Annotated in this window: 22 protein-coding genes; 19 read left to right on the plus strand and 3 right to left on the minus strand. The window is 71.9% G+C overall.

Annotated features, from left to right (window positions below):
• Positions 1–35: 35 nt before the first annotated feature.
• On the minus strand, positions 36–1,298 hold the full coding sequence (locus J7E93_RS19075; RefSeq protein WP_251066760.1) for an MFS transporter: 1,263 nt from the start codon (positions 1,296–1,298) through the stop codon (positions 36–38).
• A gap of 82 nt (positions 1,299–1,380) precedes the next feature.
• Here J7E93_RS19075 and J7E93_RS19080 point away from each other — a divergent pair, with 82 nt between their 5' ends.
• The 3 genes from J7E93_RS19080 to J7E93_RS19090 all read left to right on the plus strand — a co-directional run bounded on the left by J7E93_RS19080 (position 1,381) and on the right by J7E93_RS19090 (position 5,171).
• Complete coding sequence (locus J7E93_RS19080) at positions 1,381–2,364, plus strand: LysR family transcriptional regulator (RefSeq protein ID WP_308368718.1); 984 nt, start codon at positions 1,381–1,383, stop codon at positions 2,362–2,364.
• 224 nt (positions 2,365–2,588) lie between these two features.
• Positions 2,589–3,953, plus strand: a complete 1,365-nt coding sequence (locus J7E93_RS19085; RefSeq protein WP_215071060.1) for a NarK/NasA family nitrate transporter — start codon at positions 2,589–2,591, stop codon at positions 3,951–3,953.
• Between the two features lie 75 nt (positions 3,954–4,028).
• A complete protein-coding gene (locus J7E93_RS19090; RefSeq protein ID WP_215071062.1) occupies positions 4,029–5,171 on the plus strand; it encodes a uroporphyrinogen-III synthase in 1,143 nt (380 codons plus the stop codon).
• On the opposite strand, the gene J7E93_RS19095 is transcribed toward J7E93_RS19090, so the two are convergent.
• On the minus strand, positions 5,168–6,151 hold the full coding sequence (locus tag J7E93_RS19095; RefSeq protein WP_215071064.1) for an IS481 family transposase: 984 nt from the start codon (positions 6,149–6,151) through the stop codon (positions 5,168–5,170). The two genes, J7E93_RS19090 and J7E93_RS19095, sit on opposite strands and share 4 nt — an antisense overlap.
• 147 nt (positions 6,152–6,298) lie before the next feature.
• Between J7E93_RS19095 and J7E93_RS19100 the strand changes: the two genes are divergently transcribed.
• From J7E93_RS19100 to J7E93_RS19130, 7 genes are all read left to right on the plus strand, one after another.
• Complete coding sequence (locus J7E93_RS19100) at positions 6,299–6,808, plus strand: GNAT family protein (protein WP_308368719.1); 510 nt, start codon at positions 6,299–6,301, stop codon at positions 6,806–6,808.
• Positions 6,809–6,958: 150 nt separating this feature from the next.
• Positions 6,959–7,519: an ABATE domain-containing protein gene (locus tag J7E93_RS19105; protein WP_215071068.1), complete on the plus strand. Its 561-nt coding sequence runs from the start codon at positions 6,959–6,961 to the stop codon at positions 7,517–7,519.
• A 76-nt stretch (positions 7,520–7,595) separates the two neighbouring features.
• Positions 7,596–8,189 (plus strand): sigma-70 family RNA polymerase sigma factor, encoded by a 594-nt coding sequence (locus J7E93_RS19110; RefSeq protein WP_215071116.1) that lies wholly within the window; start codon positions 7,596–7,598, stop codon positions 8,187–8,189.
• Positions 8,186–9,076 (plus strand): anti-sigma factor, encoded by an 891-nt coding sequence (locus J7E93_RS19115; protein ID WP_215071070.1) that lies wholly within the window; start codon positions 8,186–8,188, stop codon positions 9,074–9,076. The genes J7E93_RS19110 and J7E93_RS19115 overlap by 4 nt, the downstream gene beginning before the upstream one ends.
• 61 nt (positions 9,077–9,137) lie before the next feature.
• Positions 9,138–11,555, plus strand: coding sequence for a UvrD-helicase domain-containing protein (locus J7E93_RS19120; RefSeq protein WP_215071072.1), 2,418 nt, complete (start codon positions 9,138–9,140; stop codon positions 11,553–11,555).
• Between the two features lie 426 nt (positions 11,556–11,981).
• On the plus strand, positions 11,982–13,418 hold the full coding sequence (locus tag J7E93_RS19125) for an NAD-dependent malic enzyme (RefSeq protein WP_215071074.1): 1,437 nt from the start codon (positions 11,982–11,984) through the stop codon (positions 13,416–13,418).
• 309 nt (positions 13,419–13,727) lie between these two features.
• A complete protein-coding gene (locus J7E93_RS19130; RefSeq protein ID WP_017237029.1) occupies positions 13,728–14,009 on the plus strand; it encodes an HU family DNA-binding protein in 282 nt (93 codons plus the stop codon).
• Between the two features lie 162 nt (positions 14,010–14,171).
• On the opposite strand, the gene murA is transcribed toward J7E93_RS19130, so the two are convergent.
• Complete coding sequence (gene murA / locus J7E93_RS19135) at positions 14,172–15,512, minus strand: UDP-N-acetylglucosamine 1-carboxyvinyltransferase (RefSeq protein WP_215071076.1); 1,341 nt, start codon at positions 15,510–15,512, stop codon at positions 14,172–14,174.
• Positions 15,513–15,776: 264 nt separating this feature from the next.
• Between murA and J7E93_RS19140 the strand changes: the two genes are divergently transcribed.
• The 9 genes from J7E93_RS19140 to J7E93_RS19180 all read left to right on the plus strand — a co-directional run bounded on the left by J7E93_RS19140 (position 15,777) and on the right by J7E93_RS19180 (position 26,684).
• Positions 15,777–16,337: a YqgE/AlgH family protein gene (locus J7E93_RS19140; RefSeq protein WP_215071078.1), complete on the plus strand. Its 561-nt coding sequence runs from the start codon at positions 15,777–15,779 to the stop codon at positions 16,335–16,337.
• A 30-nt stretch (positions 16,338–16,367) separates the two neighbouring features.
• Positions 16,368–16,661: a DUF3039 domain-containing protein gene (locus J7E93_RS19145; RefSeq protein WP_215071080.1), complete on the plus strand. Its 294-nt coding sequence runs from the start codon at positions 16,368–16,370 to the stop codon at positions 16,659–16,661.
• Between the two features lie 215 nt (positions 16,662–16,876).
• Entirely contained in the window at positions 16,877–18,184 is a 1,308-nt protein-coding gene (locus tag J7E93_RS19150; RefSeq protein WP_215071082.1) for an extracellular solute-binding protein, read from the plus strand.
• Positions 18,185–18,306: 122 nt separating this feature from the next.
• Positions 18,307–19,344, plus strand: coding sequence for a sugar ABC transporter permease (locus tag J7E93_RS19155; protein WP_308368720.1), 1,038 nt, complete (start codon positions 18,307–18,309; stop codon positions 19,342–19,344).
• A 46-nt stretch (positions 19,345–19,390) separates the two neighbouring features.
• Entirely contained in the window at positions 19,391–20,239 is an 849-nt protein-coding gene (locus tag J7E93_RS19160; protein ID WP_215071084.1) for a carbohydrate ABC transporter permease, read from the plus strand.
• Between the two features lie 5 nt (positions 20,240–20,244).
• The gene (locus J7E93_RS19165) at positions 20,245–21,894 is read left to right on the plus strand and encodes a beta-N-acetylhexosaminidase (RefSeq protein ID WP_215071086.1); all 1,650 of its coding nucleotides are present in this window, start codon (positions 20,245–20,247) and stop codon (positions 21,892–21,894) included.
• A 238-nt stretch (positions 21,895–22,132) separates the two neighbouring features.
• Positions 22,133–23,008, plus strand: coding sequence for a xanthine dehydrogenase family protein subunit M (locus tag J7E93_RS19170; RefSeq protein WP_215071088.1), 876 nt, complete (start codon positions 22,133–22,135; stop codon positions 23,006–23,008).
• Positions 23,005–24,348, plus strand: coding sequence for a 2Fe-2S iron-sulfur cluster-binding protein (locus J7E93_RS19175; protein ID WP_215071090.1), 1,344 nt, complete (start codon positions 23,005–23,007; stop codon positions 24,346–24,348). Before J7E93_RS19170 ends, J7E93_RS19175 begins: the two co-directional genes overlap by 4 nt.
• Positions 24,345–26,684, plus strand: coding sequence for a molybdopterin cofactor-binding domain-containing protein (locus J7E93_RS19180; RefSeq protein ID WP_215071092.1), 2,340 nt, complete (start codon positions 24,345–24,347; stop codon positions 26,682–26,684). Before J7E93_RS19175 ends, J7E93_RS19180 begins: the two co-directional genes overlap by 4 nt.
• The last annotated feature ends 75 nt before the right edge of the window (positions 26,685–26,759 follow it).

The raw sequence follows: 26,759 nt of genomic DNA on the forward strand, positions 1-26,759 counted from the left end.
CACCTCATCCCATGTGGGCCGAGGCCCGGCAGTCGTCACGACGACCGCCGGGCCTTTGTCATGCCGGTCGTCGCCACGCACAGCGTGAGCGCCAGGGCCGCCGCGACGGTCGGGGTCAGGAAGGCGTACGTCGTCGTCGGGGCGTGCTCGACCGTCCAGCCGCCGAGGGCCGAGCCGGCCGCGACGCCGCCGAGGAGAGCGGTCACGGCGAGGGTCATGCCCTCGTTGAGCCGGCCGGGCGGCGTCAGGCGCTGGACCAGGGTCATGCCCGTGACCATCGTCGGCGCGGTCGCCATGCCCGCCGCCAGCAGGCCGCCCGCCAGCGCGGCCAGGGAGCCGGTCCAGGCGCCGAGGAAGGGCAGCGTCATCAGGCAGGTCATCGCCGCCAGGCAGGTGCGCAGCCCCGCCGAGCGGCCCGCGCGGCCGTAGACCAGGCCGGCCGCGCAGGAACCCGCGGCCTGCAGGGCGAGGACGGGACCGGCGAGCGGGCCGTCCACGTGCGCCAGCGTGACGATCTCCATCGCGCCGAAGACCGCGCCCATGGCGAGGAAGACGCCGAGCAGGGATGCCGTACCGGGCGCCCGGAGCAGGGAGCCGGAGGCGGCGGCGGAGCGGGGGGCGACCGGTGGCTCCGTGGCCCGCTGGGCCGCGAAGATCAGGACCCCCGTGAGCAGCAGGACCGCACCGACCAGCGTGCCCGCCTCGGGGAACAGCGCCGAGCAGAGGAAGGCGGCCAGCACCGGGCCCAGCATGAAGCACAGCTCGTCGGCGGCCTGCTCGAAGGCGTTGGCCGTGTGGAGGGACGCCGGGTCGCCCCGGTGGAGGTGGGCCCAGCGGGCGCGGGACATGCCTCCCGTGTTGGGCGTGGTGGCGGTCGCCGCGTAGGCGAGGAACAGGCTCCAGACCGGTGCCTCGAAGTGCACGCACAGCAGCAGGGCGAGGGAGCCGAGCGTGGCCAGCGCCGTGGCGGGCACCGCGATCCGGGCCTGCCCGTACCGGTCGACGAGCCGCGCCGTCCACGGCGCGACGACGGCGGTGGCCGCGAGCCCGGTCGCGGTGACCGCGCCCGCCAGCGCGTACGAGCCGTACGACCCGGCGATCATGATCACCGCGCTGACGCTGAACATCCCCATGGGGAGGCGGGCGATCAGATTGCCCAGGGTGAAGGCGCGGGCGCCCGGCGTCGCCAGGAGCCGGACGTAGGGGTTGCGCCGCCGGACGGGCGGCAGGGGCCGGTCCCGGTAGCGGGGTGTGAACGCGGGGCCCGCGGGGGTGAGGGTGAGGTCGTGGTGCGGCATGCGAGAAGCCTCGCGGCACAGGCCTCGGGCGGTCCAACACCTGCTCCGTGGCCATTCACCGGCCTGTGTTGTTAAATGCGGGGTGGTCTCTTCCCCGTATGCGCACGACATCGAACCACGGCTCCTGCGGGCCTTCGTCTCCGTCGCCGACGAGCTGCACTTCACCCGGGCGGCCGCCCGCCTGTACGTCGCGCAGCAGGCGCTCAGCCGCGACATCCGCCGCCTGGAGCGCGAGCTGGGCGCGGAGCTGTTCGTACGGACCACCCGGCAGGTCTCCCTCACCCCGGACGGCGAGCGGCTCCTCCCGTACGCCCGGAGGGTGCTGGCCGCCTGCGACGAGCTCGCCGACGCCTTCCGTCCCGGCTCCCGCGCCCTGCTCGTCGACGTCAACAGCCCCGGCCTGGCCCACAGCCGCGTCCTGGAGCGGGCGCGCGAACTCGCCCCGGAACAGGAGCTCATGGCCCGCTACGAGAGCGGCCTGACCGGCGCCGCGGCGCAGATCCTCGCCGGGCGGCTCGATGTCTCCTTCGGCCGGTACGGGGGGCTGGAACCGGCCACGCGGGCCCGGCTCGCCTCGCAGTTCGTCCGGTACGAGCCGATGGCGGTCGTGCTGCCCGCGGACCATCCGCTGGCCGAGCGGGAGACCGTCCCGCTGGCCGCGCTCGCCGGGGAGAGCGTCTACGCGGGCGCCGGCAACGACCGCACGCCCGAGTGGACCGGTCTGGCCGCCCGCCTCTTCGCGGGGCGGGGCATCGCGATCGCGCCGCCGGCGCCGATGGCGGTGGGGAAGGAGGAGTTCCAGCGGATCATGGCCAAACTCCGCACCCCCGTCCTCGCCGTCGTCGACTTCCCGCCCATGCCGGGCAGCGTGCTGCGCCCCCTCGTCGACCCCGTGCCGCTCTCGCCGGTCAGCCTGGTCTGGCGCAAGGGCCTGCGCCACCCGGGCCTGGACGCGCTGCGGGCGGCGGCCACGGAGATCGGCGCCCGCGAGGGCTGGCTGGAGCGCCCGAAGGACGCATGGCTCCCGGAGGGCGAGCCGGGGGTGCCGCCGACGGCGGCCGCGTGACGTTTCCCCCGGGGCCGGGGCCGGGGCCGGGGGCTCGTGGGCGGGGGCTTGTGGGCGGGGGCTTGTGGACGGGGGCGCTCACACCCGGTGTCCGCGCCGGGTGAGAGCAAGGTTCCGTACCCGTCACCTCCCGCCACCGCTCTGAAACGCGGCCTGCCTAGCGTCTGACGCCAAGAGGTCCAGAGCATCTGGACGCTCGGGACCCGACACCGTGGAGGTACGTGATGGGCGGCCGGTGGATCGAACGGTGGGAGCCGGAGGACGAGACCTTCTGGCGTGAGAAAGGGGAGCGGATCGCCCGGCGCAATCTCGCCTTCTCCGTCCTCTCCGAGCACATCGGCTTCTCCATCTGGAGCCTGTGGTCGGTCATGGTCCTGTTCATGGGACCGCAGTACGGCGTCGACCCCGCCGGAAAGTTCTTCCTGATCGCGACCGCCACGTTCGTCGGCGCGCTCATCCGCATCCCGTACACCTTCGCCGTCGCCCGGTTCGGCGGCCGGAACTGGACCGTCTTCAGCGCGCTGCTGCTCCTCCTGCCGACCGGCTTCGCCTACGCCGTGATGGAGCCGGGCACCTCGTACGGCACCTTCCTCCTGGTGGCCGCCCTCACCGGCGTCGGCGGCGGCAACTTCGCCTCCTCCATGACCAACATCAACGCCTTCTTCCCGCTGCGGAAGAAGGGCTGGGCGCTCGGTCTCAACGCGGGCGGCGGCAACATCGGCGTCCCCGTCGTCCAGCTCGTCGGACTGCTCGTCATCGGCACCGCCGGCGCCCTGCACCCGCGGATCGTCCTCGGTGTCTACCTGCCGCTGATCGTGATCGCCGCCGCGTGCTCCGCGCTCTTCATGGACAACCTGGCCCCGGTCAAGAACGACACCGGTGCGGTCAAGGAGGCCGTGGCGGCCAAGCACACCTGGATCATGGCCTTCCTGTACATCGGCACGTTCGGCTCGTTCATCGGCTACAGCTTCGCCTTCGGCCTCGTCCTGCAGACCCAGTTCGGCCGCACCCCGCTGCAGGCCGCCTCGCTCACCTTCATCGGCCCGCTGCTCGGCTCCCTGATCCGGCCCGTGGGCGGCTCGCTCGCCGACCGGCACGGCGGCGCCCGCATCACGCTGGGAACCTTCGCCGCGATGGCCCTCGCGACCGGAATCGTCGTCTACGCCTCCGTCATCGAGTCCCTCGCCGTCTTCCTCATCGGCTTCATCGGCCTCTTCGTCCTCAGCGGCCTCGGCAACGGCTCCACGTTCAAGATGATCCCCGCGATCTTCCTCGCGCAGGGGCACCGCAAGGGGCTCTCCGGCGAGGAGGCGGAGGCGTACGGCCGCAGGCTCTCCGGGGCCTCCATGGGGCTGATCGGTGCGGTGGGCGCGCTCGGCGGCCTCGCCATCAACCTCGCCTTCCGCCAGTCCTTCCAGACGGCCGGTACCGGCACCTCGGCCTTCGTCGCCTTCCTGGTCTTCTACGCGGCGTGCATGGTCGTGACCTGGGCGGTATACCTTCGCCGGCCGGCCTCCGTCCCGGACACGGCGGAGGCCGCGGAGGCGGCGGAGGACAAGAAGCCGCAGCTCGGTTACGCCGAGGTGTGATCCGGAGTGGTCCGTAACGGCCAAGAAATACGGGCGAACCGAGTCTGTCACGCTTCACCGGCAGGCTCGGTGCCCATGTACGAGCAAGAGCAGGGTCCCCTCGCGGGGTTCACCGTCGGAGTCACGGCGGCGCGGCGCGCGGACGAGCTCGGCGCGCTCCTCCGCCGACGCGGCGCGGCCGTCGTCCACGGTCCCGCGCTGCGGATCGTGCCGCTCGCCGACGACACCGAACTCCTCGCCGCGACCAAGGAACTCATCGACCACGCGCCCGATGTCGTCGTCGCCACCACGGCGATCGGCTTCCGGGGCTGGGTCGAGGCCGCGGACGGCTGGGGCTACGGCGAGGAGCTGCTCGACTGCCTCCGGGGCGTCGAGCTCCTCGCCCGCGGCCCCAAGGTCAAGGGCGCGGTACGCGCGGCCGGACTCAAGGAGACGTGGTCGCCCTCCTCCGAATCGATGGCCGAGGTCCTCGACCGGCTGCTCGGCGAGGGCGTCGCCGGGCGGCGGATCGCACTGCAGCTGCACGGGGAGCCGCTGCCGGGGTTCGTGGAGGCGCTGAAGGAGGGCGGCGCGGAGGTCGTCGGCGTCCCCGTCTACCGGTGGATGCCACCGGAGGACATCGGCCCGCTCGACCGGCTCCTCGACGGGGTGCTGACCGGCACGCTGGACGCGGTGACCTTCACCAGCGCCCCCGCCGCCGCGTCACTGCTGACCCGGGCCGAGGACCGGGGCGTGCTGCCCGAACTCCTCGCGGCGCTCCGGCAGGACGTACTCGCGCTGTGCGTGGGGCCGGTGACGGCGCTGCCGCTCCAGGCGCACGGCATCGACACCCTCCAGCCCGAGCGCTTCCGGCTCGGGCCGCTGGTCCAGCTGCTCTGCCAGGAGCTGCCGTCCCGGGCCCGTACGCTCCCGGTGGCCGGCCACCGCGTCGAGATCCGCGGCCACGCGGTCCTCGTCGACGGCTGCCTGCACCCGGTGCCGCCGGCCGGAATGGCCCTGATCAACACGCTGGCCCGGCGCCCCGGCTGGGTCGTCTCCCGGGCCGACCTGCTGCGCGCACTGCCGGGCGCGGGCCGCGACGAACACGCGGTGGAGACGGCGATGGCCCGGCTCCGCACGGCGCTCGGCACGCCGAAGCTGATCCAGACGGTGGTGAAGCGGGGCTACCGGCTGGCCCTGGACCCGGTGGCGGACAGCAAGTACGGGACGGACACCTAGGTGTATTGACCTGCAGCGTTGTTGACACGGCTGATCGGTGGTTGGCCGTTGAGTGCGGTGTGGCAGCGGTGGTGGTTGTAGGTGTGGAGGAAGTCTGCCAGGGCTTCGGTCCGCTCAGTGTTCGAGGTGTAGGGCCGTAGGTAGGCCCACTCGTCGAGCAGGGTGCGGTTGAAGCGTTCGACCTTGCCGTTCGTCTGCGGCCGGTAGGGGCGGATCTTCTTGTGGACGATGCCGGCCGCGATGAGGTTCTGGGTGAAGAGCTTCGACTTGTAGCAGGCGCCGTTGTCGGTCAGCACCCGCTCGACGGTGACGCCGTGAGCCTGGAAGAACGCGTTCGCCCGCTGCCAGAAGCCGATCGCGGTGTGCTGGCGCTCGTCGGAGAGGACTTCGCTGTAGGCCAGACGGGAGTGGTCGTCGACGGCGGAGTGGATGTAGCTGTAACCGATCACCGGCTTGCAGCTGCGGCGCTGGCCGGTGGTCGCCTGGCGGTTCACCTCGCCGGCTTCTCTGCCGACCACGCGCCAGCCCCCGCCGTTGGGGATGTTGCCGAGTTTCTTGATGTCGACGTGGACCAGTTCGCCGGCCCTGGCGCGCTCAAAGCGGCGGATCGGCTCGCCGGTCGGCCGGTCGAGCCAGGCCAGGCGGTTCAGTCCGTGCCGGACCAGGATGCGGTGCACGGTGGATGCGGGAAGGCCCAGGATCGGGCCGATCCGGGCCGGCCCGAGCTTGCGGGCCTGTCGCAGGTCACACACCCGCGCCTCGATGGCGGCCGGGGTCCGGTGCGGCGTCGTGAGCGGGCGGCTGGAACGGTCGGCGAGACCCGCCTCGCCCTCGGCCCGCCAGCGGCGGATCCATTTGTGGGCCGTTGCCCGCGAGATTCCCATCTCGGCCGCGACATGAGCGACCGGACGGCCCGATACGACACGTTCGACCAGCAGGCGTCTCCCGAAGACAGTCAGCCGGGCATTACGGTGGGACACGAAGGCCTCCGTGCGGTGAAGATTTCGACACCTCCACCACACACGGGGGCCTTCGCCATGATCAAGACCCATCCGTGTCAACAACGTCCGTGATCAATACACCTAGGCCGCTGGTCCGCTGTGCGCACGGCGGGCTACGGTACGAGAGTGATCCACATCCGCCCCGCGACCCCCGCCGACGCCCCCGCCCTCGCCGAGGCTCTCGTGCGCAACCGGGAGTACATGCGCCCCTGGGAGCCGTACCGGACCGAGCGGTACTACACCGCCGAGGGACAGGCGGAGCGGCTCGCGGACGGAGGCGAGCGCTGGTTCGCGGTCGACGGGGACCTCGTCGTCGGCTGCGCCACGCTCTCCGGGATCGTCCTCGGGCCCTTCCGCAGCGCCTCCCTCGGCTACTGGGTCGACGGCGCGTACACCGGCCGGGGCCTGGCCACCCGGCTCGTCGAGGAGGTCTTCCGGGCCGCCCGCGAGGAGCTCGGTCTGCACCGGATCGAGGCCGGCACGCTCCTCGACAACCACGCCTCGCAGCGCGTCCTCGCCAAGAGCGGTTTCGAGCGGATCGGCACCGCGCCCCGATACCTGCACATCGACGGCGCCTGGCGCGACCACCACCTCTTCCAGCGCATCCTTCACGACAACCCACCGCCCCGGGGCTAGGTCGTGCCCGGAAAGTCTTGCCTGGCCCGCGGGCCCCGCCCTTCGGGCGGACGGCAATACTTTCCGGACGCTCCCTAGCCGCGCAGACCGTTCGGGGGCACTCTGGTCGGGCGCCCGAACGGCTTCCGACCGCGAGGTGGTGACAGGGGCATGACCGTACGGTTCGACTCCGGGCGGATCTGCCTGGACCTGGCCGCCCAGCCGCTCGACCGCCCCGAAGCGCTCGACCATTTCCTGCACACCACCGGGCTCGTCCCGGACGCCACGGCGCTGCGCGCGCTCGACGCCCGGTGGGTCGCCCGCTTCCGCGAACTGCGGGAGTGCGTCGGCGCCTTGGTCGACGCCCAGCTCGACGGCGGGCTCCCGGCGACCGCCGCCCCCGCCCTGGAACGGCTCAACGCCCTCGCCGCCGCCTCCGCACCGCCCGCCCCCCGCGCCGTACGGGCCGAAAGCGGTCTGCTCGTACGGGCGTTGGACGACGAACCCGACTGCCGCGCCCTGCTCGCCGCCGTCGCCCGTGACGCCGTCGACCTGCTCACCGACCCCACCGCCCGCGCCCTGCTTCGCCGGTGCGAGGGCGACGGCTGCCACCGCTGCTACCTCGACACCTCCCGCGGCCGCCGGCGCCGCTGGTGCTCCAGCGAGGCCTGCGGCAACCGGGAGCGCGTTGCCCGGCATCGGGCAGCCCGGCGCGGAAAGACGACCGCCTGAAATTCCTCGCACCCGCGTTGAGCACAACCCGCCCCGGCTCCGTACTCCTTGGCGACCACAGGGGCTCGACCGGGAGGTGCAGGTGCGCAAGGATGCGGCCGTGGCCGATGACCGTCCGCATCGGGCCCGGCATCGCAGCGAGGAATCACGCTTCCGACCCGCCGTCCCCGACGAGGAGTTGATGCGTGCTCTCTACCGCGAACACGCCGGTCCCCTGCTCGCCTATGTACTGCGCCTCGTCGCCGGCGACCGCCAGCGCGCCGAGGACGTCGTACAGGAGACGCTCATCCGTGCCTGGAAGAACGCCGGTCAGCTCAACCGGGCGACCGGCTCTGTCCGACCCTGGCTGGTGACGGTCGCCCGGCGCATCGTCATCGACGGCCACCGAAGCCGGCAGGCCCGGCCGCAGGAGGTCGATCCGTCACCGCTCGAGGTCCTGCCCGCGGAGGACGAGATCGACAAGGCGCTGTGGCTGATGACGCTCTCTGACGCACTCGACGATTTGACCCCCGCCCACCGGGAAGTGTTGGTCGAGACCTACTTCAAGGGGCGTACGGTCAACGAGGCGGCCGAGACGCTCGGCATACCGGCCGGGACCGTGCGTTCCCGGGTCTTCTACGCACTGCGTTCGATGAAGCTCGCGCTGGAGGAGAGGGGGGTAACGGTATGACGTCGCCACATGACGCGGCAGGTGCGTACGTGCTCGGCGTCCTGGACGCCGCCGACGCCGCCGCGTTCGAGGCTCATCTGGCGAGCTGTGACGTGTGCGCCGCGCACGTGGAGGAGTTCGCCGGTATGGAGCCGATGCTGGCCATGCTGGCGGAGGCGCCCACCCCGGCCCCAGACCCCCGCCCCACCGGCAGCGCCTCAGGCCTGTACGCCGTCGACCCCCACCCCGTCGACCCCTACTCCGACGACGCCTTCGACGCCTTCGCCCCCCGCCCGCCCGTGCCCCCCGCCCGCGCCGCCGCCCGCGCCCCCGAGCCCGCCGTCGCGGCCGGAACCGGACCAGGGCCCCAGCTCCTCGACCGGCTCATCGACGAGGTGGGCGCCCGGCGGGCCCGCTCCCGGCGCCGCACCTTCGCCCTCGTCGCGGCCGCCGCCGTCCTCGTCGTCGGCGGCCCGGCCGTCGCCGTGGTCGCCACCTCCGGCGGCGAGAGGGAGAACCGGGCCGTCGAACCCCACCCCACCAGCCCCGCCGAGGACTCGTTCTTCCACCACATGGAGGAGAAGATCGAGGCCACCGATCCGGTCACCAAGGTCAGCGCCACCGTCGGCCTGGAGAAGAAGGGCTGGGGCACCCACACCGTCCTGGAGCTGAAGAACGTCAAGGGCCCCCTGAAGTGCCGGCTCGTCGCCGTCTCCAAGAGCGGCGAGGAGGAGGTCGTCACCTCCTGGGCCGTGCCGAAGTGGGGATACGGCATCCCCGGCGCCACCCAGGAGAGCGCCAAGAACCCGCTGTACATCCACGGCGGAGCGGCCATGGACCGGGGCGACATCGACCACTTCGAGGTCCGGACCTTCGACGGCACACCCCTGGTGGAGGTCGACGCCTGACATACGCCTCCGCGTGGCATAAGCTCGACGGCTGCCCAGTGCACATCAGAAGGGGGCCTCGGTGGCCGCGCAGGAAGCCGTCGATACGGTCCGGGACCGCGAGATCGGTGTCGAACAGGAACATCTTGATCAGGTCTACCGCCGCCTCGAGGAGAAGATCCACGAGGCGGAGTTCCTGATGAACGACGCCGCCCAGCGCGGCCAGGTCGGCACGCCCGGTGCGCTCGCCGAACGGGACGCCCAGGTCTTCCGGGCCGGTGTCCACCTCAACAGGCTCAACAACGAATTCGAGGACTTCCTCTTCGGCCGCATCGACCTGCTCCACGGCAAGGACGGCAAGAAGGGCCCCGACGGCGCGTTCACCTCCATCGAGCCCGCCGAGGACGCCGTACGGTCCGACGGCACCCAGCAGTACGCCGACATCGGCGAGACCCTCCACATCGGCCGGATCGGTGTCCTCGACTCCGACTACGCGCCGCTGGTCATCGACTGGCGCGCCCCCGCCGCCGCGCCGTTCTACCGCTCCACCCCGGTCGACCCCGGCCGTGTGGTGCGCCGCCGGGTCATCCGCTCCAAGGGCCGCAAGGTCCTCGGCGTCGAGGACGACCTGATGCGCCCCGAGCTGAAGGCGACCCTCGACGGGCGCGAGCTGCCGGTGATCGGCGACGGCGCACTGATGGCCGCGCTCGGCCAGGCCCGCAGCCACACCATGCGGGACATCGTCTCCTCCATCCAGGCCGAACAGGACCTGGTCATCCGCGCGCCCGCCGCCTCCGTGACGTACGTCGAGGGCGGCCCGGGCACCGGCAAGACCGCCGTCGCCCTGCACCGGGCGGCCTACCTGCTCTACCAGGACCGGCGCCGGTACGCGGGCGGCATCCTCATCGTCTCCCCGACCCCGCTGCTCGTCTCGTACACCGAAGGCGTGCTGCCCTCGCTCGGCGAGGAGGGCCAGGTCGCCATCCGCGCGCTCGGCTCCCTCGTCGACGGCGTGGAGGCCACGGCGTACGACGATCCGGCCGTGGCCCGGGTCAAGGGCTCCTCCCGCATGGTCGCCGTCCTGCGCAAGGCGGCCAGGGGCGCCCTGGAGACCCCGGCGCCGCGACCCGCCCGGGCCGACCAGCTCTCCTTCGGAGCCGACCAGCTCCCCTTCGGAGCCGACCAGCTCCCCTTCGGAGAGGACGAGACCTCCGCCGCGCCCGTCGCCCCGGTCGGCACCCCCACCCGCCTCCGGGTCGTCGCCTTCGGCCGCCGCCTGGAGCTGGAGGCCGACGAGCTGCAGCGCATCCGCCACAACGTCCTGGGCGGCTCGGCACCCGTCAACCTGCTGCGCCCGCGCGCCCGCCGGCTGCTGCTCGACGCGCTGTACGCCAAGTCCGGCGCCGTCGGCCGCCACAGCGACCCCGAGCTCGCCGCCGAGCTGCGCTCCTCCTTCGACGAGGACGTCTCCACCGAGGACTCCTTCCTCTCCTTCCTCGACGCCTGGTGGCCCGAGCTCACCCCGCGCCAGGTCCTCGCCGCGATGGCCGACGAGAAGCGCCTCGGCCGCTGGGCCCGCCGCATCCTCAACCCGGGCGAGGTCCGGCGTCTCGCCCGCTCCCTGCGCCGCGACGCCCTGTCCGTCCACGACGTGGCGCTCCTCGACGAGCTCCACACCCTCCTCGGCGCCCCGGCCCGGCCCCGCAAGAAGCGGGAGTACGACCCGCTGGACCAGTTGACGGGCCTCGAGGAGCTGATGCCCGTACGGGAGGAGACGCAGCGCGAGCGGGCCGAGCGCCTCGCCGCCGAGCGCACCGAGTACGCGCACGTCATCGTCGACGAGGCCCAGGACCTCACCCCCATGCAGTGGCGGATGGTCGGCCGGCGCGGCCGGCACGCCACCTGGACGGTCGTGGGCGACCCGGCGCAGTCCTCCTGGTCGACCCCGGACGAGGCGGCCGAGGCCCGGGACGAGGCGCTCGGCAGCCGCCCCCGCCGCCGTTTCGAGCTGACCGTCAACTACCGCAACCCGGCCGAGATCGCCGAGCTGGCCGCCAAGGTGCTCGCCCTGGCCATGCCCGGCAAGGAGTCGCCGAGAGCGGTCCGCTCCACGGGGGTCGAGCCGCGGTTCGTCGCCGTGGGGGAGCCTGCGGAGGGTGGCGACGGACTGGCCGAGACCGTGAGGTTCGAGGCGCGCCGGCTGCTCGAACGGGTGGAGGGCACGGTCGGCGTCGTGGTCGCCATGAACCGGCGCGAGCAGGCCGCCCGCTGGCTGGCCGATCTGGGCGACCGGGTGGTGGCGCTCGGCTCCCTGGAGGCCAAGGGTCTGGAGTACGACGCCACGGTGGTGGTCTCGCCCGCGGAGATCGCGGACGAGTCCCCGGCCGGGCTGCGCGTGCTGTACGTGGCGCTGACCAGGGCCACGCAGCAGCTGACGGTGGTCTCGGGCGCCCGGGACGTGCCGGACGCGCAGGGCGTCCCCGACCTGCTGAGGGACTGAGCGATCTCCTGAGGGACCCGAGGGCCGGTCGGGGCGTGGCCGAGAGCTGTCGAAGGCTGATTTCAGGTCAACCCGCGCCGGGGGAATCACTTACCAGGGTGGTTTGTTAGCCTTGTCGTGGCACCGGCTCGATCCAAGCCCCCGGGCCCAACCTTCGTCCCTCAGAGGGACCACTTGCCGCGAGGCGAGCATGGCGGGTCGGTGCCACTTGTACGTACATACAGAAGAGGTCCGTGTCACCCCCCGGGTGATCACGGGCCTCTTCTGTTTCCCTGTGGTTTCTCGTATGGTGGAAACTACTTTCCGAAAACAAAATGACCGCATTACCTGCTACCGGCAGGTAGGTGCGACCATCGGAGGGCGCCGCCGGGCAACCAGCCGGGGCGGCGTAGCAACGAAGCTCAGGGAAAGCAGAGGAACTCGGCCATGGCAACGGCGCCCAGCGTCTCGTACTCGATGACGGTCCGGCTGGAGGTTCCCGCGAGCGGGACCGCGGTCTCCCAGCTCACCACGGCGGTGGAGTCCCACGGCGGTTCCGTCACCGGCCTCGACGTGACCGCCTCCGGCCACGAGAAGCTCCGGATCGACGTCACCATCGCCGCGACCTCCACCGCGCACGCCGACGAGATCGTCGAGCAGCTGCGCGGCATCGAGGGCGTCACGCTGGGCAAGGTCTCCGACCGTACGTTCCTGATGCACCTCGGCGGCAAGATCGAGATGGCGTCCAAGCACCCCATCCGCAACCGTGACGACCTCTCCATGATCTACACCCCGGGCGTGGCCCGGGTCTGCATGGCGATCGCCGAGAACCCCGAGGACGCCCGCCGCCTCACCATCAAGCGCAACTCCGTCGCAGTCGTGACGGACGGCTCCGCCGTCCTCGGCCTCGGCAACATCGGCCCCAAGGCCGCGCTGCCCGTCATGGAGGGCAAGGCGGCCCTCTTCAAGCGCTTCGCCGGCATCGACGCCTGGCCGCTCTGCCTGGACACCCAGGACACCGACGAGATCGTCGCCATCGTCAAGGCGATCGCCCCCGGCTTCGCGGGCATCAACCTCGAGGACATCTCCGCACCGCGCTGCTTCGAGATCGAGGCCCGGCTGCGCGAGGCCCTCGACATCCCGGTCTTCCACGACGACCAGCACGGCACCGCGATCGTCGTCCTCGCCGCCCTCACCAACGCGCTGCGCGTGGTGGGCAAGGGGATCGGCGACGTACGCGTCGTCATGTCCGGCGCCGGCGCGGCCGGTACGGCCATCCTCAAGCTGCTCATCGCGGCCGGTGTCAAGCACGCCGTCGTCGCCGACATCCACGGCGTCGTGCACGCGGGCCGCGAGGACCTCGTCGAGGCCGCCAAGGACTCGCCGCTGCGCTGGATCGCCGACAACACCAACCCCGAGGGCGTCACCGGCACCCTCAAGCAGGCCGTGGTCGGCGCCGACGTCTTCATCGGCGTCTCGGCCCCGAACCTGCTCGGCGCGGACGATGTCGCCGCCATGGCGGAGGGCGCGATCGTGTTCGCGCTCGCGAACCCCGACCCCGAGGTCGACCCGGCAATCGCCCGTCAGACGGCGGCCGTTGTGGCCACCGGCCGCTCGGACTTCCCCAACCAGATCAACAACGTGCTGGTCTTCCCCGGTGTCTTCCGCGGCCTGCTGGACGCCCAGTCCCGCACCGTCAACACGGAGATGATGCTGGCGGCCGCCACGGCCCTCGCCGAGGTCGTCACCGACGACGAGCTGAACCCGAACTACATCATCCCCTCGGTCTTCAACGACAAGGTGGCGGGCGCCGTTGCCGGTGCCGTCCGCAACGCCGCGAAGGCCGCCGGTGCGGGAGCGGACAGCGGTGGTCAGGGGCTGTGACCGGCCCCACGTCCGCCCGGTGAACGGCGCGTCGCGAGTCGCCGCGCCGTAAACCCGCCTTTAGGGTGGCTGTTCGGCTCCAAAGAGTTTCGGCGGAGTCGACGGAACGTCACCACGTCAGAGGCCGTGGCGCTTTTCGTGTGACCCCAGAGGGTGCCGGATTGGCGTTCCCGCCGCTGGTGGGGGCAGGATGCCTATTCGGGCGCGAGGGTCTGTCAGTAGACCCGGGTCCGGGGACTGTCCGAGGGCCCTGGCAGCATCGGCTTCGATCTCACGCCTCACAGGCAAGAAGAACACGGGAGTAACAACATGAACCGCAGTGAGCTGGTGGCCGCCCTGGCCGACCGCGCCGAGGTGACCCGCAAGGACGCCGACGCCGTGCTGGCCGCTCTCGCCGAGACCGTCGGTGAGGTCGTCGCCAAGGGCGACGAGAAGGTCACCATCCCCGGCTTCCTGACCTTCGAGCGCACCCACCGTGCCGCTCGCACCGCTCGTAACCCGCAGACCGGCGACCCGATCAACATCCCGGCCGGCTACAGCGTGAAGGTCTCCGCGGGCTCGAAGCTCAAGGAAGCCGCCAAGGGCAAGTAAGCCTGTAGGCAGTACCGCCGAGGGCGCGTAGGCAAGCCTGTAGGCAACGAAAAGGGCGGCCACCCTGTCAGGGGGTGGCCGCCCTTCCGTTTGCCTCTGTACGGGCCTGCAGCGGGCCTTTACGCGGCGGGCCCGGTCGTGACGGGCCCGCCGCGCGGCGATTCAGACCAGAGCGCTGCCGGGGAGCTCGACCTTCGCGCCGAGCTCGACGAGCTTCTCCATGAAGTTCTCGTAGCCGCGGTTGATCAGGTCGATGCCGTGGACGCGGGAGGTCCCCTGCGCCGCGAGCGCCGCGATCAGGTACGAGAAGCCGCCGCGCAGGTCCGGGATGACCAGGTCGGCGCCCTGGAGCTTCGTCGGGCCGGAGACGACCGCGGAGTGGAGGAAGTTGCGCTGGCCGAAGCGGCAGTCCGAGCCGCCCAGGCACTCGCGGTACAGCTGGATGTGGGCACCCATCTGGTTCAGCGCGGAGGTGAAGCCCAGCCGGGACTCGTACACCGTCTCGTGGACGATGGAGAGGCCGGCGGCCTGCGTCAGCGCCACCACCAGCGGCTGCTGCCAGTCGGTCTGGAAACCGGGGTGCACGTCCGTCTCCAGGGCGATCGCGTTGAGCGAACCGCCCGGGTGCCAGAAGCGGATGCCCTCGTCGTCGATCTCGAAGGCGCCACCCACCTTCCGGTAGGTGTTGAGGAAGGTCATCATCGAGCGCTGCTGGGCGCCGCGCACGTAGATGTTGCCCTCGGTCGCCAGCGCCGCCGACGCCCAGGAGGCCGCCTCCAGGCGGTCCGGGAGCGCCCGGTGGGTGTAGCCGTCGAGACGGTCGACACCGGTGATCCGGATCGTCCGGTCGGTGTCCATCGAGATGATCGCGCCCATTTTCTGCAGGACGCAGATCAGGTCCTCGATCTCCGGCTCCACGGCCGCGTTCGAGAGCTCGGTGACACCCTCGGCCAGGACGGCCGTGAGCAGCACCTGCTCGGTCGAGCCGACCGAGGGGTACGGGAGCCGGATCTTGGTGCCGCGCAGCCGCTGCGGGGCCTCCAGGTACTGGCCGTCCGCCCGCTTCTCGATCGTCGCGCCGAACTGACGCAGCACGTCGAAGTGGAAGTCGATCGGCCGCCCGCCGATGTCGCAGCCGCCCAGGCCCGGGATGAAGGCGTGGCCGAGGCGGTGCAGCAGCGGACCGCAGAAGAGGATCGGAATGCGCGACGAACCCGCGTGGGCGTCGATGTCCGCCACATTGGCGGACTCGACGTGCGTCGGGTCGAGGACCAGCTCACCGGGCTCGTCGCCGGGGCGGACGGTCACACCGTGGAGCTGGAGGAGTCCGCGCACCACGCGCACGTCGCGGATGTCGGGCACATTGCGCAGTCGGCTCGGACCGCTGCCGAGCAGGGCGGCGACCATCGCCTTGGGCACGAGGTTCTTCGCGCCGCGGACGCGGATCTCGCCCTCCAGCGGGGTTCCGCCGTGGACAAGCAGTACATCGTCTGTGCCGGTCATGAATCTCGCGTTCCGGAGAGGTCGGGCAGGGGGCCAGGGAAAAGGGTAAGGGGGGAGAACCCCTCTTACGGCAGTCCGAGGGCGCCCCGCAGATGTAATGAATTCGGCACAACACCCTCTGTTCATATGATCTTGCGGAGTGTCACCGTCCGCTTCTACCCCCGATTGTTCCGCCCATCCGTCCTGAACTGCGCCGGTGCGCGACTGGGGGTGACTGCACCGGACAGCACCCGCGAAAGCCGAAGATGCGGGATCATGTGTCGCATGACCGAGGTGTCCTCGCTCACAGGACGGCTGCTCGTCGCCACGCCCGCCCTGGCCGACCCGAATTTCGACCGCGCGGTGGTCCTGCTCCTCGACCACGACGACGAGGGCTCGCTCGGCGTGGTCCTCAACCGGCCGACGCCCGTCACGGTCGGCGACATCCTCGCGCCCTGGGCCGACCTCGCCGGCGACCCGGGCGTGGTCTTCCAGGGCGGCCCGGTCTCCCTGGACGCGGCGCTCGGCATCGCGGTGATCCCCGGCGACGAGGGGCCCCTGGGCTGGCGCCGGGTGTTCGGCGCGATCGGCCTGGTGGATCTGGAGACGCCGCCGGAGCTCCTCGGCCCCGCGCTCGGCTCCCTCCGGATCTTCGCGGGGTACGCGGGCTGGGGCCCCGGCCAGCTGGAGACGGAGCTGGGCGACGGAGCCTGGTACGTGGTCGAGTCCGAACCCGGCGACGTGTCCTCCCCCCGCCCGGAAACGCTGTGGCGCGATGTCCTGCGCCGGCAGCGGAGCGACCTGGCGATGGTGGCGACGTACCCGGACGATCCCTCCCTCAACTGAGCCGTCCGGTTTTCAGTACCCTTGGTTCTCATGAGCACTCTCGAGCCCGAGCGCGGGGCAGGTACGGGAACCCTCGTCGAGCCGACGCCGCAGGTGTCCCACGGTGACGGCGACCACGAGCGCTACGCCCATTACGTCCAGAAGGACAAGATCATGGCGAGTGCCCTCGACGGCACTCCCGTGGTGGCACTGTGCGGAAAGGTCTGGGTACCGGGGCGCGACCCCAAGAAGTACCCGGTCTGCCCCATGTGCAAGGAGATCTACGAGTCCATGGGCCCGGGCGGGGACAAGGACAAGGACAAGGGCGGCAAGGACAAGAAGTAGGACGGTCCTGCCCCGGGGAGGCCCCCGGTGCGCGTACTTCGGTGCGCGTGCCGGGGGCCGTTTCGTTCGTGCGGCCGTTGCACGGGGTGCCTCCGCTGGTCACAGAGTGGTTGAGACCACTTGTCCGGGCGTTGGTCCGGCCCTAACCTCTCGCGTGTTGTGCAGCACGAAACGCCCGTTGCGCATGCTGCAACGCTGATTGGTGGGAGCCCCCAATGAAGCTTTCTGCCCGCATCGCCGCCCCGGTCACCGCACTCGTCCTGGCCGGCCTCACCGCCACCGCCTGTGCCCCGCAGACCTCGAACAACAAGGCCGGGAGGGACGACAGGAGCGGCACCCTGCGCGTCTGGCTCTTCCAGGAGGTCGACAACGCCCCCAAGAAGCAGATCGTGGACGCGGCCGTCGCCGCCTTCGAGCAGCGGAACAAGGGCGCCGAGGTCGAGGTCGAGTACATCCCCGTGGACACCCGCGCGCAGCGCGTCAAGGCGGCCTTCAACGACCCGAAGTCGGCCCCCGACCTCATCGAGTACGGCAACACCGACACCGCCGGCTACGTGAAGGACGGCGGACTGGCCGACATCACCGCCGAGTTCGGCGCCTGGGCCGACGCCGAGGACACGGACCCCACCGCGAAGTCCTCGGTCACGGTCGACGGCAGGATCTACGGCGCCCCCCTCTTCGTCGGCGTACGCGCGCTGTACTACCGCACCGACGTCTTCAAGGAGCTCGGTCTGACCGCCCCCAAGTCGCAGGCCGAGCTGATCTCCACGGCGAAGAAGATCCACAAGGCGAAGCCGGACCTGTACGGCATCGCCGTCGGCGGCGCGTACACCTACGGCGCCGCGCCGTTCATCTGGGCCAACGGAGGCGAACTCGCCACCGCGAACGGCTCGACGTACACCTCCGCCATCAACAGCGAGGCGGCCCGCAAGGGCATCGCCTCCTACACCTCGCTCTTCGGCGACGACAACTGCCCTGCCGCCAAGTGTGCCCAGATGGGCGGCAACGCCACCGTCACCGCCTTCGCCTCGGGCAAGGCGGCGATGGCGATCGGCGGCGACTTCAGCCACGCGGCGGTCGAGGCGGGGGCGGTGAAGGGCCGGTACGGGGTGGTGCCGCTGCCGGGTGTGACGGCGGGCTCGATCGCTCCGGCCTTCGCCGGCGGCAACAACCTCGGTGTGATGAAGAGCAGTTCGCACCGCACGCTCGCCGTCGACCTGATGAAGTCCCTCGCCGGCAAGGAGACGCAGGGCAAGCTCTTCGACGCGATGGGCTTCCTGCCGACCTACACCGACATACGGGCGGAGGCGGCGCGCAAGGAGCCCTTCGTGAAGCCGTTCATCGACTCCCTCGCCGCAGGCACCAAGTTTGTCCCGGCGTCCCCGGGTTGGGGTCAGATCGACGCCTCGCTGGTCCTGCCGACGATGTTCCAGGAGGTCGTCAGCGGCCGGAAGGACGTGAAGACCGCGTCGGACGACGCCGCGAAGAAGATGGACGCGGCCTTCGCCGCCGCGGGCCGATGACGATGACGAATCCGGGCGGTACGCATTCGGGCGGTACGGGTCCGAGGGGTACGGAGCCGAGCGGTGCGAGCGGTGCGAGCGGTACGAGGGGTGCGAGCGGTACGAGCGGTGCGAAGGCGGCCGTGGGAACCGTCGCCCGCCCGGGCACCGCAGGGTCCGGGTCCGGGTCCGGGTCCGGGTCCGCGGATCCCGCCGTCCCGGGCCGGCGCCCCGACGAGGTTCCCGGCCCCCGCAAGGCGTCCGGCCGCCCGGCGCGCCGGCCCCGCCCGGGATCCGGCCTCCGGGGCGGCTCCGCCTGGACGCCCTGGCTCTACCTCCTGCCCGCGCTCGTCGTCCTCGGCGGGCTCCTGATCTACCCCGTCTACCAGCTCGGGCTCATCTCCTTCCTGGAGTACACCCAGGCCCAGGTCAGCGGCGGCGAGCCCACCTCCTTCCAGGGGTTCGGCAACTACACCGCCCTCTTCTCCGACGCCCAGTTCTGGCAGGTCCTCCTCGCCACCGTCCTCTTCGCCGCCGCCTGCGTGGTCACCACGCTGGCCGTGGGCTGCGCGCTCGCGGTACTCCTGACCCGCGTACGGGCCCTGCCCCGCCTCGCACTCATGCTCGCCGCGCTCGGCGCCTGGGCCACCCCCGCCGTCACCGGCTCGACCGTCTGGGTCTTCCTCTTCGACCCGGACCACGGCCCCGTGAACCGGCTGCTCGGACTGGGCGACTTCTCCTGGACGTACGGCCGCTACAGCGCCTTCGCACTGGTCCTCTTCGAGGTCGTCTGGTGCTCGTTCCCGTTCGTGATGGTGACGGTGTACGCGGGCATCAAGGCCGTCCCCGGCGAGGTCCTGGAGGCCGCTGCCCTCGACGGCGCCTCGCAGTGGCGTATCTGGCGCTCCGTCACGGCACCGATGCTCAGGCCGATCCTGGTCGTCGTCACGATCCAGTCGATCATCTGGGACTTCAAGGTCTTCACCCAGATCTACGTGATGACGGGCGGCGGCGGCATCGCCGGCCAGAACCTCGTCCTCAACGTGTACGCGTATCAGAAGGCGTTCGCCTCCTCCCAGTACAGCCTCGGCTCGGCGATCGGCGTCGTCATGCTGCTGATCCTGCTGGCGGTCACGTTGGTGTACCTCCGACTCCTGCGCCGCCAGGGAGAAGAACTGTGAGCGGACGAAGCGCTGTGAGCGGAGAAGAACTGAGCGGAGAAGAACTGTGAGCGCATTCCGTATCCGGCTGCCCCGCCGCCCCGGACGGCTCGCGGCCGAGGCCACCGCCCTCCTCGTCGCCGTCGTCGTCGCCTTCCCGCTCTATTGGATGGTGCTCTCGGCCTTCAAGCCGGCCGGCGAGATCCAGTCGGCCCACCCCCGGCCGTGGACCCTGTCCCCGTCCCTCGACTCCTTCCGCCGCGTCTTCGAGCAGCAGGAGTTCGGCCGGTACTTCCTCAACTCGCTCGTCGTCGCGAGCGCGGTGGTCCTGGCATCCGCCCTGATCGCCTTCCTGGCGGCGACGGCGGTCACCCGGTTCCGGTTCCGCTTCCGGACGACCTTGCTGATCATGTTCCTGGTCGCCCAGATGGTGCCGATCGAGGCGCTGACCATCCCGCTGTTCTTCCTGATGCGGGACTTCGGCCAGCTCAACACACTGGGCTCGCTGATCCTGCCGCACATCGCCTTCTCCCTCCCGTTCGCGATCTGGATGCTGCGCGGCTTCGTGAAGGCGGTCCCGGAGGCGCTGGAGGAACAGGCCCAGATCGACGGCGCGAGCCGTACCCGGTTCCTCTGGCAGATCCTCTTCCCGCTGGTCTTCCCCGGGCTCGTCGCGACGAGCGTCTTCTCGTTCATCTCGACCTGGAACGACTTCCTCTTCGCGAAATCGTTCCTCATCAGCGACACCTCGCAGTCGACCCTCCCGATGGCGCTGCTGGTCTTCTTCAAGCCCGACGAGAACGACTGGGGAGGAATCATGGCGGGGTCGACCGTGATGACGATCCCGGTGCTCGTCTTCTTCGTACTCGTACAGCGCCGCCTGGTCTCCGGACTGGGCGGGGCGGTGAAGGACTGACTGACGTGACGTTCGAGACGGACCTGATCCCCGCGGCGCTGGTGGCGGAATGCCGCGGCGGCGCCCCCGGCCTCCTCTCGCTCGACGAGCGGACGACGCTCGACGCCGGCCCGGGCACGGAGCGCACCGCGCGCTGGCTGCGCTCGGCGCTCGGCGCCGCCACCGGACTGCCGCTCCCGGACGGGCCGGGCCCGCACCGCATCCTGCTGCGGATCAGCGCCGACGTGGAGCGTGTGCACGGCCCGGAGGGCTACCGGCTGTCGACCGACGGCTCCGTCGCGGACGCGGCCGTCGTCATCGAGGGCGGCGGCCCCGCCGGGGTCTTCTGGGGGGCCCAGACCCTGCGGCAGCTCCTGGGGCCCGACGCGTACCGGAAGGCGCCCCTCGGGCGCGGCGAACGGGACCTGCCCCCGCTCACGGTGGAGGACGCCCCCCGCTTCCCGTGGCGCGGTCTGATGCTCGACGTCGCACGGCACTTCATGCCCAAGGACGACGTCCTGCGCTACCTCGACCTCCTCGCCGCGCACAAGCTCAACGTCCTCCACCTCCACCTCACCGACGACCAGGGCTGGCGCATCGAGATCGAGCGCTACCCGAGGCTGACGGAGGTCGGTGCCTGGCGGGCGCGGACGAAGTGGGGGCACCGGGCGTCACCGCTGTGGAACGAGACCCCGCACGGCGGTTACTACACCCAGGACGACATCCGCGAGATCGTCGCCCACGCCGCCGAGCGGCACATCACCGTCGTCCCCGAGATCGACATCCCGGGCCATTCGCAGGCCGCCATCGCCGCATACCCGGAACTGGGCAACACCGACGTCGTCGACACCGGCGCGCTCACCGTCTGGGACACCTGGGGCGTCAACCCGAACGTCCTCGCCCCCACCGACGCCGTCCTGCGCTTCTACGAGGGCGTCTTCGAGGAGGTTCTCGACCTCTTCCCGTCCCCCTTCGTGCACGTCGGCGGCGACGAGTGCCCCAAGGACCAGTGGAGGAAGTCCCCGGCGGCCCAGGCCCGTATCGAGGAGCTCGGACTCGCCGACGAGGACGCGCTGCAGTCCTGGTTCATCCGCCACTTCGACCGCTGGCTCGCCGAGCGCGGCCGGCGCCTCATCGGCTGGGACGAGATCCTGGAGGGCGGACTCGCGGAGGGTGCGGCCGTGTCGTCCTGGCGCGGCTACGCGGGCGGGGTCACCGCCGCCGAGGCCGGCCACGACGTCGTCATGTGCCCCGAGCAGCAGGTCTATCTGGACCACCGTCAGGCGCCGGGCGAGGACGAGCCGATGCCCATCGGTTACGTACGGACCCTGGAGGACGTCTACCGCTTCGAGCCCGTGCCACCGTCCCTCTCGCCCGAGGCCGCCGCCCATGTCATCGGCGCCCAAGCCAACGTCTGGACCGAGGTGATGGAGAACCGGGCCCGCGTCGACTACCAGGTCTTCCCGCGTCTCGCCGCCTTCGCAGAAGTCGCCTGGTCGGCCCTCCCGGCACCGGCCGAACGGGACTTCACCGATTTCGAACGGCGCATGACCGCCCACTACCGGCGCCTCGACGCCCTCGGGGTCGACTACCGGCCGCCCACCGGCCCGCGCCCGTGGCAGCGGCGCCCCGGCGTCCTCGGCCGCCCCATCGAGGGGGCGCCCCCGAAGGTGTGAGACAGCTCGCGCCCCGACGTCACCCAAGAGCGGCAAAACGGAAGTTACCGTCTCTGGTGGGGCGTCCGGGACGGAACCATCCTTCGTGGACCCTCGCGTCGGACGGCTCGGAAGATGTGCCAGAGTTGCCACGTCCGGGCTGTGAGCACGTACGGTACGGCCACACACGCTTGTCGGCGCAGGCGTGACAGCCGGGGACGGTCGGGGACCGCCGGGGACACCGGGAAGGGGCAGCGGGTTGACCACGCACGCACCACAGACGGCGCAGTCCGTGACGCTGCCCGCCTCGCTCGACGAGGCCGTGGCGGCGCTCACCGCCATGCCCGCCGCCGTACCGGTCGCCGGTGGAACCGACCTGATGGCGGCCGTCAACAAGGGGCAGCTCCGTCCCGCCGGACTCGTCGGCCTGGGCCGGATCAACGAGATCCGCGGCTGGCAGTACCAGGACGGCCATGCCCTGCTCGGCGCCGGCCTCACCCACTCCCGGATGGGCCGCCCCGACTTCGCCGCCCTCATCCCCGCCCTCGCCGCGGCCGCCCGTGCGGCCGGACCGCCCCAGATCCGCAACGCGGGCACCCTCGGCGGCAACATCGTGACCGCCGCGCCCACCGGCGACTCGCTGCCCGTCCTGGCGGCCCTGGAGGCCGACCTGGTGGTCATGGGTCCGCTCGGCACCCGCGAGATCCCCGTCTCCCACCTGCTGGCCGGCCGCGACCTGCTGGCGCCCGGCGAACTGGTCGCCTTCGTCCGCGTACCCCTGCTGCACGCCCCCCAGGTCTTCCTCAAGGCCACCGGCCGTACGGGACCGGCCCGCGCCACCGCCTCGGTCGCCGTCGTCCTCGACCCGGCCAGACGCGGCGTGCGCTGCGCGGTCGGCGCGATCGCCCCGATGCCGCTGCGCCCGCTGGAGGCGGAGCACTGGATCGCCTCGCTGGTGGACTGGGACGGGGCGCGGGGGCTGGCCCCGGAGGCGCTGACGGCGTTCGGCGAGTACGTGGCCGCGGCCTGCATCCCGGACCCGCAGGGCGACGAACAGTTGCCACCGGCCGTACTGCACCTGCGGCGCACGGTCGCCGCGCTGGCTCGACGGGCACTGGGGAGGGCGCTGTCGTGAGCAACGAACACCATGACCATGACCACGGCCAGGGGGGCGGCTGGCAGCCGATCCCGCAGAGCGAGGGGTACGACGGCGACGCCACCGCCTTCGTCCAGCTGCCGCCGGACTTCATGCTCGACGGCGTCCCGCTGGAGGCGCCCGGTCACGGCTACGTACCGCCGATGATCACCCCGCTGACGCCCGCGGCGGCGACGGACCCGGCGGCGACGGGGTCGTGGATGGAGCAGCTGCCGACGCCCGCGGAGATGATCGAACCGGGTGCGGCTGCGGGTGCGGCTGCGGGTACGGAGCCGCTGCCGGAGCCTCCGCACGCGGCCGACCCGCACGCGATGGATCCCTACGCCAGGGATCCGCACGCGGCCGACCCGCACGCCACGGGCCAGTGGAGCTTCCCGGAGCAGGCGGAGTCGGCGACCACCGGCCAGTGGAGGATCCCGGTCGTCTCCGACGCGGCGGACTCCTCGGACGAATCGGGTGAGTACACGGCGTCGACGCTGTCGCAGTACGCGGGCAGCGCACCGGCGACCCTGCCCGGAGGCGCGCCGGCGCCGTGGGCGGTACACGAGCCGGAGCAGGGCCAGGAGCCGGCGCCTGCGCAGGAGCCCGAGCCCGTACGGGACGAGGCGCCGGACCAGGAGCCGCAGCCGGAGCCGCAGCCGGAAACGGCGGTGGGGCCGGAAGCGGTCGTGGAGCCGGAAACGGCGGTGGAGCCGGACGCGGCGGTGGAAACGGCGGCTGTCTCCACGGGCAGCAGCGCGGACAGCGACGAGCACCCGCACACCTCGTACGTCCTGCGGGTGAACGGTGCCGACCGCCCCGTCACGGACTCCTGGATCGGCGAGTCCCTGCTCTACGTGCTGCGCGAGCGGCTCGGTCTGGCCGGTGCCAAGGACGGCTGCTCGCAGGGCGAGTGCGGCGCGTGCAACGTCCAGGTCGACGGCCGGCTCGTCGCCTCCTGCCTGGTGCCCGCGGCGACCGCCGCCGGGAGCGAGGTGCGGACCGTCGAGGGCCTCGCGTCCGACGGTGAACCGTCGGACGTGCAGCGAGCCCTCGCCCGGTGCGGCGCGGTCCAGTGCGGATTCTGCGTCCCGGGCATGGCCATGACCGTGCACGACCTGCTGGAGGGCAACCACGCCCCCACCGAGCTGGAGGCCCGCCAGGCGCTCTGCGGCAACCTGTGCCGCTGCTCCGGCTACCGGGGCGTGCTCGACGCCGTACGGGAGGTCGTCGCCGAGCGCGAGGCGAGCGCGGCGGCGACGGCAGCGGCGAACGAGGCCGCGGACGAGGCCCGTATCCCGCACCAGATCCCCCACCCGTACGACGGAGGCATGGCGTGAGCAGCGACGCGACCACCGCCACCACCGCCGGCTCCGGCGCCGGCCCCACCGACACGGCGCTCGACGGCCCCGAGCAGGAGACGGCCGAGCACGGCCTGGGCGCCTCCCTCGCCCCGGCCGACGCGCGCGCCAAGACCGAGGGCACGTTCCCGTACGCCTCCGACCTGTGGGCCGAGGGGCTGCTGTGGGCGGCGATCCTGCGCTCCCCGCACCCGCACGCCAGGATCGTCTCGATCGACACCACGGCCGCGGCCGAGATGCCCGGCGTACGGGCCGTGGTCACCCATGCCGACGTGCCGGGGGAGCCGACGTACGGCCGTACGGTCGCCGACCGGCCCGTCTTCGCCTCCGAACTCGTCCGCCACCACGGCGAGTCGATCGCGGCCGTGGCCGCCGACCACCCCGACACGGCCCGTCTCGCGGCGGCGGCCATCGCCGTCGAGTACGAGATCCTCGAACCGGTCACCGACCCGGAGAAGGCCTTCGCCGCCGAGGCACTGCACCCGGACGGCAACCTGATCCGCCACATCCCGCTGCGCTTCGGCGACGAGCAGGCGACGGGCGAGGTCGTCGTCGAGGGGCTGTACCGGATCGGGCGCCAGGACCCGGCACCGATCGGCGCCGAGGCCGGGCTCGCCGTACCGCGCCCCGACGGCGGCGTGGAGATCTACACCGCCTCGACCGACCCGCACACCGACCGGGACCTGGCCGCGGCCTGCTTCGGCCTGCCGCCCGACCAGGTGAAGCTCGTGGTCACGGGCGTACCGGGCGCGACGGGCGACCGTGAGGACCCCGGCTTCCAGATCCCGCTCGGCCTGCTGGCGCTTCGTACCGGCTGCCCGGTCAAACTCACCGCTACGCGCGAGGAGTCCTTCCTCGGCCACGCCCACCGCCACCCGACGCTGCTGCGCTACCGCCACCACGCGGACGCGGAGGGCAGGCTGGTGAAGGTGGAGGCGCAGATCCTGCTCGACGCGGGCGCCTACGCCGACGCGTCCTCCGAATCCCTCGCCGCGGCGGTCTCCTTCGCCTGCGGCCCGTACGTCGTCCCGCACGCCTTCGTCGAGGGCTGGGCGGTCCGTACCAACAACCCGCCGTCCGGCCATGTGCGGGGCGAGGGTGCGATGCAGGTGTGCGCGGCGTACGAGGCCCAGATGGACAAGCTGGCGGCGAAACTGGGCCTGGACCCGGCCGACCTGCGGATGCGGAACGTCCTGGCGACCGGCGACATCCTGCCCACGGGCCAGACGGTCACCTGCCCCGCGCCCGTCGCCGAACTCCTCGCGGCCGTCCGCGACTTCCCCCTCCCCGCCCTCCCCAAGGACTCCCCGGAGGGCGACTGGCTGCTCCCCGGCGGGCCGGAGGGCGCGGGCGAACCGGGCGCGGTGCGCCGGGGCGTCGGCTACGCCCTCGGCATGGTCCACATGCTGGGCGCCGAGGGCACGGACGAGGTCTCGACGGCGACGGTGAAGGTCCACGACGGGGTCGCGACGGTCATCTGCGCGGCGGTGGAGACCGGTTCGGGCTTCTCGACCCTGGCGCGCCAGATCGTCCAGGAGACCCTGGGCATCGAGGAGGTCCACGTCGCCTCGGTCGACACGGACCAGCCCCCGGCGGGCCCGGCGACGCACGGCCGTCACACCTGGGTGTCGGGCGGGGCGGTGGAACGGGCCGCGAAGATGGTTCGTACACAGCTTCTCCAGCCGCTGGCGCACAAGTTCGGCATGTCGACGGAGCTGCTGCAGATCACGGACGGCAAGATCACGTCGTACGACGGCATCCTGTCGATGACGGTCGCCGAGGCGATGGACGGCAAGGAGCTCTGGGCCACGGCCCAGTGCCGCCCCCACCCGACCGAGCCCCTGGACGACTCGGGCCAGGGCGACGCGTTCGTGGGCCTCGCCTTCTGCGCGGTGCGCGCGGTGGTGGACGTCGACATCGAACTCGGCTCGGTCCGCGTGGTGGAGATGGCCGTCGCCCAGGACGTCGGCCGCATCCTCAACCCGGCCCAGCTGACCGCCCGCATCGAGGCCGGCATCACCCAGGGCGTCGGCGCGGCCCTGACGGAGAACCTCCGCACGACCCGCGGCCTGGTCCGCCACCCCGACCTGACAGGCTACGCACTCCCGACATCCCTGGACGCCCCGGACATTCGCATCGTGAAACTGGTCGAGGAACGCGACGTGGTGGCCCCCTTCGGCGCGAAGGCGGCGAGCGCGGTCCCCGTGGTCACCTCCCCGGCAGCAGTGGCGTCAGCAGTACGCGCGGCAACCGGACGCCCCGTCAACCGCCTCCCGATCAGGCCGCAGGCGGCGGTGGGCGTGCCCAATTCGTAACCACGTGATGCGCGTTGCTTCTGCAACCAGGAGGTGCGCGGTGTCACTCCTCCTCGGTACAGTGAACTTCTAGGC

The sequence above is a fragment of the Streptomyces sp. ISL-36 genome (assembly GCF_018614205.1).
In the GTDB taxonomy this organism is placed as follows: Bacteria; Actinomycetota; Actinomycetes; order Streptomycetales; family Streptomycetaceae; genus Streptomyces.